13 protein-coding genes are annotated in these 12,677 nt (G+C 65.8%); 9 read left to right on the top strand and 4 right to left on the bottom strand.

What is annotated here, in order from left to right; genetic code table 11:
* Window positions 1-19: 19 nt before the first annotated feature.
* Window positions 20-1,351 (bottom strand): isocitrate lyase, encoded by a 1,332-nt coding sequence (aceA, locus tag ABL840_RS14005; protein WP_093202116.1) that lies wholly within the window; start codon window positions 1,349-1,351, stop codon window positions 20-22.
* A gap of 205 nt (window positions 1,352-1,556) precedes the next feature.
* Entirely contained in the window at window positions 1,557-1,970 is a 414-nt protein-coding gene (locus ABL840_RS14000) for a gamma-glutamylcyclotransferase family protein (RefSeq protein ID WP_093305169.1), read from the bottom strand.
* 42 nt (window positions 1,971-2,012) lie between these two features.
* Between ABL840_RS14000 and ABL840_RS13995 the strand changes: the two genes are divergently transcribed.
* Together ABL840_RS13995 and ABL840_RS13990 are read left to right on the top strand one after the other, a co-directional pair.
* The gene (locus ABL840_RS13995) at window positions 2,013-2,936 is read left to right on the top strand and encodes a DMT family transporter (RefSeq protein ID WP_093305171.1); all 924 of its coding nucleotides are present in this window, start codon (window positions 2,013-2,015) and stop codon (window positions 2,934-2,936) included.
* A gap of 155 nt (window positions 2,937-3,091) precedes the next feature.
* A complete protein-coding gene (locus tag ABL840_RS13990; protein ID WP_093305173.1) occupies window positions 3,092-3,532 on the top strand; it encodes an SWIB/MDM2 domain-containing protein in 441 nt (146 codons plus the stop codon).
* Window positions 3,533-3,572: 40 nt separating this feature from the next.
* On the opposite strand, the gene ABL840_RS13985 is transcribed toward ABL840_RS13990, so the two are convergent.
* Window positions 3,573-4,352, bottom strand: coding sequence for an AraC family transcriptional regulator (locus ABL840_RS13985; RefSeq protein ID WP_093305175.1), 780 nt, complete (start codon window positions 4,350-4,352; stop codon window positions 3,573-3,575).
* 100 nt (window positions 4,353-4,452) lie between these two features.
* Here ABL840_RS13985 and ABL840_RS13980 point away from each other — a divergent pair, with 100 nt between their 5' ends.
* Window positions 4,453-4,746, top strand: a complete 294-nt coding sequence (locus ABL840_RS13980) for a hypothetical protein (protein WP_093305177.1) — start codon at window positions 4,453-4,455, stop codon at window positions 4,744-4,746.
* Here ABL840_RS13980 and ABL840_RS13975 read toward each other — a convergent pair.
* Window positions 4,712-6,436, bottom strand: a complete 1,725-nt coding sequence (locus ABL840_RS13975) for a thiamine pyrophosphate-binding protein (protein ID WP_093305179.1) — start codon at window positions 6,434-6,436, stop codon at window positions 4,712-4,714. The genes ABL840_RS13980 and ABL840_RS13975 overlap by 35 nt on opposite strands.
* A 94-nt stretch (window positions 6,437-6,530) precedes the next feature.
* Between ABL840_RS13975 and ABL840_RS13970 the strand changes: the two genes are divergently transcribed.
* From ABL840_RS13970 to ABL840_RS13945, 6 genes are all read left to right on the top strand, one after another.
* On the top strand, window positions 6,531-7,199 hold the full coding sequence (locus ABL840_RS13970; protein WP_093202134.1) for a TetR/AcrR family transcriptional regulator: 669 nt from the start codon (window positions 6,531-6,533) through the stop codon (window positions 7,197-7,199).
* A gap of 285 nt (window positions 7,200-7,484) precedes the next feature.
* Window positions 7,485-8,477 (top strand): tripartite tricarboxylate transporter substrate binding protein, encoded by a 993-nt coding sequence (locus tag ABL840_RS13965; RefSeq protein ID WP_093305181.1) that lies wholly within the window; start codon window positions 7,485-7,487, stop codon window positions 8,475-8,477.
* A 49-nt stretch (window positions 8,478-8,526) separates the two neighbouring features.
* Window positions 8,527-9,300 (top strand): ABC transporter permease, encoded by a 774-nt coding sequence (locus tag ABL840_RS13960; protein WP_093305183.1) that lies wholly within the window; start codon window positions 8,527-8,529, stop codon window positions 9,298-9,300.
* A 52-nt stretch (window positions 9,301-9,352) separates the two neighbouring features.
* The gene (locus tag ABL840_RS13955) at window positions 9,353-10,354 is read left to right on the top strand and encodes an ABC transporter substrate-binding protein (RefSeq protein ID WP_093305184.1); all 1,002 of its coding nucleotides are present in this window, start codon (window positions 9,353-9,355) and stop codon (window positions 10,352-10,354) included.
* A gap of 57 nt (window positions 10,355-10,411) precedes the next feature.
* Window positions 10,412-11,191 carry an ABC transporter ATP-binding protein gene (locus ABL840_RS13950; protein ID WP_093202145.1) on the top strand — a complete coding sequence of 260 codons (780 nt, stop codon included), beginning with the start codon at window positions 10,412-10,414 and terminating at the stop codon, window positions 11,189-11,191.
* A gap of 16 nt (window positions 11,192-11,207) precedes the next feature.
* Window positions 11,208-12,638 carry an enolase C-terminal domain-like protein gene (locus ABL840_RS13945; protein WP_093305186.1) on the top strand — a complete coding sequence of 477 codons (1,431 nt, stop codon included), beginning with the start codon at window positions 11,208-11,210 and terminating at the stop codon, window positions 12,636-12,638.
* Window positions 12,639-12,677 lie beyond the last annotated feature (39 nt).

Below are 12,677 nucleotides of genomic sequence, written 5' to 3'. Positions count from 1 at the left end.
GAAAAATCCGTCCGTCGAATCAGTGGAACTGCTCTTCCTCGGTCGAACCCGTCAGCGCCTTCACGCTGGACGAGCCGCCCTGGATCACGGTGGTCACGTCGTCGAAGTAACCGGCGCCCACTTCCTGCTGGTGCGACACGAAGGTGTAGCCCTTGTCGCGCGCCGCGAACTCGGGTTCCTGGACCATGTTCACGTAGTGCTTCATGCCTTCGCCGCGAGCGTAGGCGTGGGCGAACTGGAAGGTGTTGAACCAGTTGACGTGGATGCCGGCCAGCGTGATGAACTGGTACTTGTAGCCCAGCGCCGACAGGTCTTCCTGGAACGAAGCGATCTGCTTGTCGTCGAGGTTCTTCTTCCAGTTGAAGGAAGGCGAGCAGTTGTACGACAGCAGCTTGCCCGGGCAGGCGGCGTGCACGGCTTGCGCGAATTCGCGGGCAAAGCCGATGTCGGGCACGCCGGTTTCGCACCACACCAAGTCGGCGTACGGAGCGTAGGCCACGCCGCGGCTGATGGCTTGCTCCAGGCCGTTCTTGACGCGGTAGAAGCCTTCCTGCGTGCGTTCGCCGGTCAGGAACGGCTTGTCGTTGGCGTCGTGATCGGAAGTGATCAGGTTCGCGGCTTCCGCGTCGGTACGGGCCAGGACGATGGTCGGCACGCCCAGCACGTCGGCGGCGAAGCGCGCGGCGATCAGCTTCTCGCAGGCTTCCTGCGTCGGCACGAGCACCTTGCCGCCCATGTGGCCGCACTTCTTCACGGCAGCCAGCTGGTCTTCGAAGTGCACGCCGGCAGCGCCAGCCGTGATCATGTTCTTCATGAGTTCGAAGGCGTTGAGCACGCCGCCGAAACCGGCTTCCGCGTCGGCCACGATGGGCAGGAAGTAGTCGATGAACTCCTTGTCGCCGGGGTTGATGCCACGGCCCCACTGGATTTCATCGGCGCGGCGGAAGGTGTTGTTGATGCGGCGGACCATCGTCGGCACCGAGTCGTAGGCGTAGAGCGACTGGTCGGGGTACATCGTCTCGGAGGTGTTGCCGTCGGCGGCGACCTGCCAGCCCGACAGGTACACGGCCTCGAGGCCGGCCTTGGCCTGCTGCATCGCCTGGCCGGCGGAGATCGCGCCGAAGGCGTTCACGTAGCCCTTCTTGGCGCCGCCGTTGATCTTTTCCCAGAGCTTCTCGGCGCCACGCTTGGCCAGCGTGTGCTCGATGGGGAAGGAACCGCGCAGGCGCACGACGTCGGCCGCGCTGTAGCCGCGCTTGACGCCCTTCCAGCGGGGGTCGGTGGCCCATTCTTTCTCGAGTGCGGCGATTTGCTGTTCGCGGCTCAGTTGTTCTGTGAGGGTCTGGGGCATGGTCACTCCGTGAGGTTGATTGAAGGTTGGGCGCTGCGGCCGTGGAGTTACTGTAACTCTCCGTCGGACTCTTATGTCTTATAGAAGACATATTTTTCACTCAACAAAATCAACAAGTTACAGAGATATTCCTCAATGCAAAATTATTTTCTCATATCGAGAAAAAATATTGCGGCGCAGCAGCCATCGATTCCGCAATGCGCAATCAATCTTTCGGTTGTGAAAACGATGCTCCGCCCAACGCCGCATGCGCGATCCAGTCGCCGCTTTCGATCACGCGGCGGCCCGCAATGCGCGTCGGATGGATCTCGTAGACCAGGCAATCGAGCCACTGCCCATCCACCTCCACGCGCACCCGACGCTTGATGTATTCGCCCGAATCGTCGTCCGCCACTTCTTCCAGCACGTCGAGCGCCGCCTCGACCGCCGGCTCGATCACGTAGACCTCGCCCTTCACCTGCCTTCCACCGCCGAGCACGACGCCGGGATAGGCACCGAGGTCGTACAGCGTGCCGGCGGTCTCCGCCTCGCCAACGAGCAAGGGCGCAGGCCGGTAGCGCGCGATGTCGTTGCGGCCGCCGCGACGCAGCGTGCCGTAAACAAGAACGTGGGGCATCATCGAAACCGCTTCCTTCCTTCGCAACAACAACACTTCAGTCTATTGAACTCCCCTGCCCACGCATCAGGCCGCCTCGTGGCCTACGGCTGCCTGGCCCTGAGCATGTCGCTCGTCGGCGGCTACGTCGCCCTTTCCAAGCCCCTCGTCGCCGCCTTTCCGGTGCTGCTGCTCGCATGGCTGCGCTTCGGCATCGCGGCGCTGGCCATGCCGCACTGGCTCAAGCGAGCGCCCGACGAACCGCCGATGACGTCACGCACCCGCTGGCTCGTGTTCCTGGAATCGTTCCTCGGCAACTTCATGTTCTCGATCTGCATGCTGTTCGGCGTGAGCCTCACGAGCGCGGTATCGGCGGGCGTGATCATGGCGTCGATCCCTGCCTGCGTTGCGGTCGCGAGCTGGCTCTTCCTGCGCGAGCGCATCACGGTGCGCATCGGACTGGCCATCGCGTGCGCGGCACTCGGCATCGGGCTGCTGGCGCTGTCGCCGGCACACGCACCGGCATCGCCCAGCGCTTCTTCCACGTCGATGCCGTGGCTCGGCAACCTGCTCGTGTTCTGCGCGGTGCTCTGCGAGACGGCCTACGCCGTGATCGGCAAGTCGCTCACGGGACGCCTCGGACCGAAGCGCATCGCCTCGCTCATCAACCTCTGGGGCTTCGTGCTCTCGATGCCCTTCGGCATCTGGTTCGCGCTGCAGTTCGATTTCACCGCGGTGCGCTTCGGCACCTGGGCGCTGCTGGTGGCCTACGCACTCGCCGCGAGCATCTGGACCGTGTGGTTGTGGATGACCGGACTTCGCCACGTACCAGCCGCACAAGCGGGTGTTTTCGCCGTGCTGCTGCCGGTGAGCGCGGCCCTCGTGGGCGTGCTCGTGCTCGGCGAAAGCCTCTCTTCCCCACAGCTGGTTGCGTTCGTCGTTGCGCTCATCGGCGTGGTGCTCGCGACGTGGCCCGGGCGCCGAACGTGAAAAAGAGGCCTTCTCCCCTCTGAAAAAACAACAACTCCCAATGAAAAAAGCGCTTTTTCCCTTGGAAACGCGTTTTTTCTCCTTTAGCATCCGCATTGCCACTGGAGACGCAAGTTTTTCATTGGTGACTGTTCAACCAAAAAAGGAAATCAACCATGGCAACTGCAAAGAAGGCTCCGGCCAAGAAAGCTCCGGCGAAGAAGGCCGCTCCCGCAAAGAAGGCTGCGGCTCCGGCGAAGAAGGCCGCTCCCGCAAAGAAGGCTGCGGCTCCGGCGAAGAAGGCCGCTCCGGCGAAGAAGGCTCCTGCAAAGAAGGCCCCCGCGAAGAAGGCCGCTCCCGCCAAGAAGCGCACGCCCAACGCCGCGTTCATGAAGGCACTGACCCCCAGCCCGGCACTGGCCGCCGTCGTCGGCTCCACGCCGCTGCCGCGCACCGCTGTCGTGAGCAAGCTGTGGGACTACATCAAGAAGAACAACCTTCAGGACAAGGCCAACAAGCGCAACATCAACGCCGACGCCAAGCTGAAGGAAATCTTCGGCAAGGCTCAAGTTTCGATGTTCGAACTGGCCGCGCTGATCGGCAAGCACGTCAAGTAAGCGCTCAGGGGCCTCGAGCTCCTGAATCAAAAAGCCCGCTTCATGCGGGCTTTTTTTTCGTCTGCGGCAAGGCCGCACCTTCCTCGAAGAAGCGCGCCGGCGTGCGGCCGAAGTGCTTGCGGAAGGCCTCTATGAAGGCGCTCACCGAGCTGTAGCCCACCGTCAACGCCACGGCCGTCACCGGCTCTCGCAGGCTCAGCAGTTCGACGGCTTTCAGCAACCGCGCCTGCTGGCGCCACTGCGCGAAGCTCAGTCCCGTCTCCGCGGCGAAGCGCCGCGTGAGCGTCCTTCGCGCCATGCCGATGCGATCAGCCCATTCGTCGATGCCGTCCGGCAGCGCAGGGTCGTCGGCCAGCGCCGCCGCCATCGAAGCTAGGCGCCTGTCCTGCGGCATCGGCAGGTGCAGCGATGCCTCGCCGCTCGCAGCGAGTTCGTCGACCAGCACGGCCACCAGACGCGCTCTTCGTGGCTCCAGCAGGGGCTCGGAAGCATCCAGCGACGTCAGCCGGTCCACCAGCGCCTGCATCAGCGGCGTGACGGCGAACACATGCGGCCCGTCCGGCAACGCCCCAGCAATCGCCTGATCGATGTGCAGGCTCCAGCCCGCGGTGGCACCGAAGCTCTGGGCCGCATGGGCACAGCGAGGCGCTATCCAGCCGATCCATCCCGGCGGCTGCACCCATCGACCTGCAGGCGTCTCGATGACCTGCAGGCCCTCGCGCAGGGCGAAGAGCTGGCCGGTGTCGTGCGAGTGATAGCCCGTGACGCGCGGCGCCTCGTAGGCCGTGATCCAGAGCCTTGCGGGAGCTTCGTCAGCCATGGATGGCCCGCCGACGATATCGATTGGCCCCGCGCCGCAAGCCCGGATGCGCCCTGCTGCCTAGCATCGAACCCATCTTCACTCCCACCAAGGAACACCCATGAAAGCCCAGGACGTACTCCCCGACGGCGACGACTTCACCGTCATCAACGGCCGCACATTGCGCAAGGGATCGGTCGGCGCCTTCCTCGCCAACGTGCGGATCCTCGAGGACGCGGACGCATCGGCCGCGGACAGGCAAGCCGCCGGGCAGGACCTGGTCGCGCTGATCCCCACCCTCGACGCGCTCGGCCTGTTCGACGTATTCGAACTGCGCTCGCCAACCCTGCGCGAGGAGGTCGACCGTCATCGCGCCGCGCTCAGCCCTGCGCCTGCTGCTTCGCCGAGCGCGTGATCGACGACAGCGTGCCGCGCGTGGTGATGACTTCGGGGTCCAGCGGGATCTCGATCAGCGTGCCGGTGTCTGCCTCCAGCGCGCGCAGCAGCGCCGCTTCGAACTGCGCCGTTTCCGTCACCCGCTCGGCCGCGTAGCCATAAGCGCGCGCAAGCCCGCAGAAGTCGGGGTTGCGCAGCGCCGTGCCGCTGGTGCGCTCGGGATACTCCCGCTCCTGGTGCATGCGGATCGTGCCGAACATGCCGTTGTTGAGCAGCACGATGATGCTCTTGCCGCCGTGCTGCGAAGCCGTCGCCAGCTCCTGACCCGTCATCAGGAAATCGCCGTCGCCCGCAATCGTGAAGGCCACGCGCCCCGTCGCCAGGTTGGCCGCGATGCCGGCCGGCACGCCATAGCCCATCGCTCCGCTGGTCGGCGCCAGTTGCGTCTTCGCGCCCTTGGCGAGGCCGTGGTAGCTGAAGTAGCGATGCACCCAGCTCGCGAAGTTGCCAGCGCCGTTGGTGATGGCCGCATCCGCCGGCAGGTGCTTCTGCAGCAGCGCGACGACTGCTGCCATGTCGACCGCTCCGCGCGGCGTCTCGGCGGGCATGCCGGCCAGCGCCTGCGGCACGAGGTTGGCTTCGTAGTCGGCACGGGCCTGCAGCGTCCAGTCTTCCCACCGCAGCGTCGGCGGGGCGCTCAGCACCTCCAGGCTGCGCGCGGCCGCGCTCATGCCGGCGTTGATCGCCAGGTCGGCCTGGTAGACGCGGTTGAGCTCCTCGGCGCTCGCGTGGATGTGCACCAGCGTCTGCTTCGCCTTTGGTGCCTCCAGCAGCGTGTAGCCGCCGGTCGTCATCTCGCCAAGGCGCGGACCGATGGCCAGGATCAGGTCGGCGTCCTTCACGCGCTGCGCGAGCTTCGGGTTGATCGCGATGCCGACGTCGCCCGCGTACTGCGGATGATGGTTGTCGAAGGTGTCCTGGAAGCGGAAGGCGTTCGCCACCGGCAGCCGCCAGTTCTCGGCGAAGCGCTGAAGCGCCTGCGCGGCCTGCGTCGTCCAGCCGCCGCCGCCGGCAATCACCAGCGGGCGCCGCGACTTCAGCAGCAGCTCGCGCAGGGTGCGCAGCGCGCCCGGATCGCTCCAGGGCTCCACCGCCTCCACGCGCGCCAGCGGTCGGGCGGCGGTCTCGCTGCGCAGCATGTCTTCGGGCAGCACCAGCACCACGGGCCCCGGCCGGCCGTTCATCGCAGTGGCGAAGGCACGCGCGATGTATTCGGGAATGCGGTTCGCATCGTCAATGCGCTCCACGCGCTTGGCAAAGCCCTTGGTGCTCGGGCCGAAGAAGCTGGCGTAGTCGACTTCCTGGAAAGCCTCGCGATCACGGAAGTCGCTGCCGACGTCGCCCACGAACAGCACCATCGGCGTCGAATCCTGGAAGGCGTTGTGCACGCCGATCGACGCATTGGTCGCGCCCGGCCCGCGGGTGACGAAGCACACGCCCGGCCGCCCGGTGAGCTTGCCGTGCGCCTCGGCCATGAAGGCCGCGCCGCCCTCCTGCCGGTTGACGACGAAGCGCGTGCGGTCGCGGTAGGCATGGAAGCCGTCGAGCACCGCAAGAAAGCTCTCGCCGGGCACGCCGAACGCGATCTCCATGCCCTGTTCGACCAGGCATTCCACGATCAGGTGGCCGGCGGGTTGTGATGTACTCATGGGAAGTAGAACCTCAGCTGCAAATGTCTTCGGCAATTATGTGCGCCCGCTCCAGACGCCTTGCGTTAATTCCCCAATTGGTTAAATTCGCGCCATGAAGGCCTCCAAGGACTCCACGCCCGACATCAGCATCGAGGCAATCGAACCCCGCTCGCGCGACGCCGACCGGTCGCAGCTCGCCATCCTCGCCTCGGCGCGCGACGAGTTCTCCGCGCGCGGGCTCGCCGGCGCGCGCATGGACAGCATCGCCGAGCGCGCGGGTCTCAACAAGCGCCTCATCTACTACTACTTCGGCAGCAAGGACGACCTGTTCCTCGCGGTGCTGGAGCGCGTGTACGCCGACATCCGCGAAGCCGAGCAGCGCCTGCACCTCGAAGAGATCGACCCCGTGGAGGCCATCCGCCAGCTGGTGTCGTTCACCTGGAACTACTACCTCGAGCACCCCGAGTTCATCACGCTGCTCAACAGCGAGAACCTACACTGCGCGGCACACCTGAAGCGCTCCGAGCGCATCCAGGAAATGAACTCGCCGCTGGTGCAACTGCTCGACACCGTGCTGGAGCGCGGCCGTCGCGACGACCTGTTCCGCGCGGGCGTGGACCCGGTGCAGCTCTACATCTCCATCGCCTCGCTCTGCTACTTCTACCTCTCGAACAACCACACGCTCTCGGCCATCTTCGGCCGCGACCTGCGTGCACCCAAGGCGATGGCGCAACGCCTCTCGCACATGACCGACCTGGTCCTGGGCTATGTTCTGAAATAGGTTCGCCCCCAGGCTTCGCGCACTTCGTGTCGCTTCGCCAACCCCCTTCCGGGGGCAACACCTGCGGCCCGGCGGAGCCGGTTCCGCGGTGTTCCTGGCCTTGGCTGCGCCAGTTTCACGTGTCGCGCGCAGCGCAAATCTCCTCTACGAACAACTGAACCGCTCCTCCGGGTATTCACTAGGCAGCTCCGGTTGACGCTGCCGCGCGGGCGTTCCTACAATCGATAATTCACTCAATGGTGAATTGATCGATTCAAGAAGCGGCCCGACCGCGCGGAGACATTCATGAAGCTCTTTGCCAGCACTGCACGCACCACCGTCCTTGCCTCGCTGACCTGCATCGCAGCCCTGCTGCCCGCACTGGCAGCCGCGCAGAACGGCTACCCCACCAAGCCGATCCGCGTGATCGTTCCGTTCGCGGCCGGCAGCACCACCGACATCATTGCCCGCGCCATCACCGACAAGATGAGCGCCAGCATGGGCCAGACGCTGGTGATCGACAACCGCGGCGGTGCCAGCGGCACGATCGGCCAGCAGGCGGTGGCCACGGCCGCGCCCGACGGCTACACGGTGATGATCCATTCGTCGTCGCACACGGTGAGCCCCTCCACCTTCGCCAAGCTGCCGTTCGACACGGTGCACGACTTCGCGGGCGTCACGCCGATCTCCTCGCTGCCCAACGCGCTGGTGATCTCGCCGAGCAAGAACATCAAGACGCTGCCGCAGCTGCTGGCCGCCGCGCGCGCCAAGCCGGGCAGCATGAACTTCGCCTCGGCCGGCCAGGGCAGCGCCACGCACCTGAACGCCGAGAAGTTCAAGATGGCCGCGAAGATCGACGCCACCAACATCCCCTTCAAGGGATCGGGCGAGGCCGTCACCGAAGTGCTCTCGGGCCGCGTCGACTACTACTTCTCGCCCATCGCGCCGGTCATCGGCCAGATCAAGGAAGGCCATCTGCTGGCATTGGCCGTGGGCTCGCCCAAGCGCGCCGCCGCCCTGCCCGACGTGCCCACCACCACCGAGGCCGGCGTGCCCGGCTCCGAATTCAACTTCTGGATCGGAATGATGGCGCCGGCCAAGACGCCGCGCGACGTTGTCGAGCGCCTGAACGCCGAAGTAGTGAAGGCACTGGCCTCGCCCGAGGTGAAGGAGCGCTTCGCCAAGCTGGGCGCCGACCCGTGGACGCTCAAGCCCGAGCAGTTCGACGCCTACATCAAGGAAGAGATCGCGAGCAACGCCCAGCTCGTGAAGGCGGCCGGCCTCTCGGTCCAGCAGTAAGAACAGCAAGCACCGCAAGCCAGCCCTACCGAAAGTCCCGGCCCTCGCCATGTTCCGCAAGCTCCTGCTCTCCCCGGCCCTGCGCCCCTTCATCCTGATCCTGTTGCTGCTTGTGCTGTGGGACCTGGCGATCCGCCTGTTCAAGATTCCGGCCTACCTGATTCCCCCGCCGTGGGAGGTCGTGAAGCAGCTCGTTGCCGAGTGGCCGCGCCTGCTCGCCGAAAGCTGGAAGACCACGCTCGCCACGCTGGGCGGCTTCGGGCTGACGATCCTGATCGGTATCCCGATCGCGATGGTCATCGCCTACTCGCGCGTCGTCGAGTCGTACGTCTACCCGCTGCTGGTGTTCTCGCAGAGCATTCCCAAGGTGGCGATCGCACCGCTGTTCGTGGTGTGGTTCGGCTTCGGCATCTTCCCGAAGGTGATCAGCGCTTTCCTGCTGGGCTTCTTCCCGGTGGTGGTGTCCACGGTGATGGGCTTCAAATCGGTCGAGCCCGACATGCTCGATCTCTCGCGCTCCATGGGCGCGAGCCGCCTGCAGACCTTCTTCAAGATCAGCCTGCCGCAGGCCCTGCCCCAGATCTTCAGCGGCCTGAAGGTGTCGGTCACGCTGGCGGTGGTTGGTGCCGTGGTCGGCGAGTTCGTCGGCTCCAACTCGGGCATCGGCTACGTGCTGCAGGTGGCCAACGGCAACTTCGACCTGCCGCTGATGTTCGCGGCGCTGGTGGTTCTCTCGAGCATCGGCGTGATCCTTTTCGTGGCCGTCGACATCGTCGAGCGCGTGATGATCCCCTGGCACGCCTCGCAGCGCCACACCCACTGAGCTTCCCGTTCCAGGTTCCTTCGCAAAGCCAACAACTCCCGGAGACAACACCATGAAGAAACTGCTTCCCTCGCTGCTCGCAGCGGCCGCGCTCGCCACCTTCGCCATCGCCCCGGCGCATGCCCAAGGCGACAAGCCCAAGGACAAGGTCACGCTGATGCTCAACTGGTACCTCTACAGCGAGCACGCGCCCTTCTTCCTCGGCAAGGAAAAGGGCTTCTACGCCGAGGAAGGCATCGACCTCGACATCCAGGAAGGCCGCGGCTCCGCCGTAACCGCGCAGGCGGTGGCAGCCAAGTCGGCGACCTTCGGCTACATCGACGTCACGACCATGATCAAGGCCGCCGCCAAGGGCGCGCCGCTGAAGTCGACGGGCGTGCTGTTTCAGGTGAGCCCGATGTCGGTGATGGGCTTCTCCGAAAAGAACATCAAGACGCCGAAGGACATCATCGGCAAGACGGTGGCCGTGACGCCGGGTGACTCGATGTCGCAGATGTGGCCGCTCTTCCTGAAGGTCAACGACATCAAGCCCGACCAGGTGAAGATCGTCTCGGGCGACGGCCAGACCAAGCTCAATGCGGTGACCAACGGCCAGGCCGACCTGCTGCTGGGCTACGTGATGGACCAGGCCATCAAGCTGCAGGACGCCACCGGCAAGCCGGTGACGCCGATCCGCTTCGCCGACTCGGGCGTGAACCAGATCAGCTCCGGGATCATCACCAACAAGAACCTGCTGACCGAGAACCCCGACCTGGTGAAGCGCTTCATGCGCGCCTCCACCAAGGCCGCCGAAGCCGCCGAGAAGAGCCCCGAGGCCGCGGTCGACGCGATGCTCAAAGCCAACCCCAAGGCCGGCGTTCGCGACACGCTCATCGTGGGCATGAAGCAGAGCGTGGCGCTCTATCACACGAAGGAAACGGCCAACCAGCGCCCGTTCCGCGTGACGACGAAGAACGTGAGCGATTCGCTCGACCTGCTGGTGCAGTACGGCGGCATGGATGCGTCCACGCGCGGCAAGCCCGAGGACTACGTCACTCTCGACTTCCTGCCCTGACCTTCCTTCGTTCCTGAGCCCGCGCGCTTTCCGCAGCAGTCACCTCTCACGCATTCCATGTCCCAAGTCAACCTGATCGAAGCGCGCGGCGTCTCGAAGATCTACCAAAGCAAGGACGGCCCCGTCGAGTCGCTGAAACCGCTCGACTTCGCCATCAAGGAAGGCGAGTTCGTCTCCGTCGTCGGCCCTTCGGGCTGCGGCAAGAGCACGCTGCTGAAGATGGTGGCGGGCCTGCTGCCCATCAGCGGCGGCAGCCTCACGCTGGCGGGCCACCCGATCAAGGGCCCGCAGAAGGACGTGGGCATCGTGTTCCAGAGCGCGGTGCTGCTTCCCTGGCGCAGCGTGGAAGACAACATCCTGCTGCAGGCCGAGATGCGCCACCTGCCTTCGGAGGCGTCGCGTGCCCGCGCCCGCGAGCTGATGGAAATGGCCGGTCTGAAGGGCTTCGAGAAGAAGTACCCCTGGCAGCTCTCGGGCGGCATGCAGCAGCGCGCATCGATCTGCCGCGCCCTGCTGCACGACCCGTCGGTGCTGCTGATGGACGAGCCCTTCGGCGCGCTCGACGCGATGACGCGCGAGAAGATGAACCTGGAGCTGCAGCGCATCTGGATGACGTCGAAGAAGACGGTGATGCTCATCACCCACAGCATTCCGGAAGCCATCTTCCTGTCGGACCGCGTGATGGTGATGAGCGAGCGCCCCGGCTCCATCGCCGCCGTGTACGACATCGACCTGCCGCGCCCGCGCACGCTGGACGTCATGTCCTCGCCCGAGTTCGGCGCCTACACCAAGCTGGTGCGCGCGCATTTCTATTCGCAGGGCATCCTGGACCACTGAAGAACAGATGCGAGCCATGGACGCGATCCGTTTCCACGTCGAGGAGATCCGCTTCGCCGAGCGCAACGTGGCGCTGCGGCTGCCCTTCCGCTTCGGCGCGGCCACCGTCACCGCCTGCCCGCAGGTCTACGTGAAGGCGCGCATCCGCTTCGCCGACGGCCGCACGGCCGAGGGCTGCGCGGCGGAAATGATGATTCCGAAGTGGTTCGACAAGAACCCGGCGCTCACCAACGAACAGAACTTCGAGCAGCTGCGCTTCGCCCTGCGCGACGCGCGCGAGGCCTACACCGCCGAGCCCGACGCGCAGACCGCGTGGACGCACTTCGCCTCGAACTATGCCGCGCTCCAGTCGCGCGCCAGGGCCAAGGGCCTGCAGCCGCTGGTGGCGAGCTACGGCCCCGCGCTGATCGACCGCGCCCTCCTCGACGCGCTGTGCCTGCACAGCGGCACGAGCTTTGCGGCGGCGATGAGCGGCAACCTCTGCGGCATCGACATTGCCGGCAGCGGCCTGGCCGACGATCTCGCTGGCTTCGACATGGCCGGCTTCCTGGCGAAGCAGTCGCCGCGAACCCGCATCGCGGCTCGGCACACCGTCGGGCTGGCCGATGCCATCGACGACAGCGACGCTTCGCCCGATGCGCCCGCCGACGGCCTGCCCACGACGCTGCAAGCCGCCGTGCAGCGCTACGGCCACACGCACTTCAAGCTCAAGCTGTGCGGCAACACCGCGCAGGACATCGACCGGCTCCAGCGTATCGCCCGCGTGATCGACGGCCAGGCCCAGCTCGTGACGCTCGACGGCAACGAGCAGTACGCGGACGCCGATGCGTTCGCGACCTTCCTGGACCGCATGCTTTCCACGCCCGTGCTGTGGAAGCTCGCGCAGAAGACAGTCTTCGTCGAACAGCCGATCCGCCGCGATGCCGCGCTGCAACGCGACGTGTCCGCGCTGGGCAAGCGCATTCCGCTGCTCATCGACGAATCGGACGCCACGCTCGATGCCTTCGTGCAGGCCCGCGCGCTGGGCTACACCGGCGTGTCGAGCAAGAGCTGCAAGGACTTCTACAAGTCGGTCATCAATACCGCGCGCTGCGCGCAGTGGAACGCGGCGGCGGAGAAGCCGCGCTACTTCCTCTCCGGCGAAGACCTCACCATGCAGGCCGGCATCGGCGTGCAGCAGGACCTGGCGCTCGTCGCCTGGCTGGGCCTTTCGCACGTGGAACGAAACGGCCACCACTACGTCAACGGCCTTGCCGCGGCACCCGAAGCCGAGCAGCAAGGGCTGATGAAGCTGCACCCCAGCCTCTACGAAACCAGCGACGGCGCAGCGCGCCTCGCCATCCGCGAAGGGCAGCTCGATCTGTCCTCGCTCACCGCCGCACCCGGCTTCGCCACCGGCAAGCCAGGCGCAGGCATCTCGTGGGACGCGATGCGTTCCGTCTACTGAAGCGCGCGTCCAGCCCGCACCAATCTCTCGCACCCAAGG

This window comes from Variovorax sp. NFACC27, from assembly GCF_048301545.1.
Lineage (GTDB): Bacteria > Pseudomonadota > Gammaproteobacteria > Burkholderiales > Burkholderiaceae_C > Variovorax > Variovorax gossypii.
Note: the sequence above shows the minus strand (reverse complement) of the source record. Positions and strands in the feature narration are given on the sequence as shown.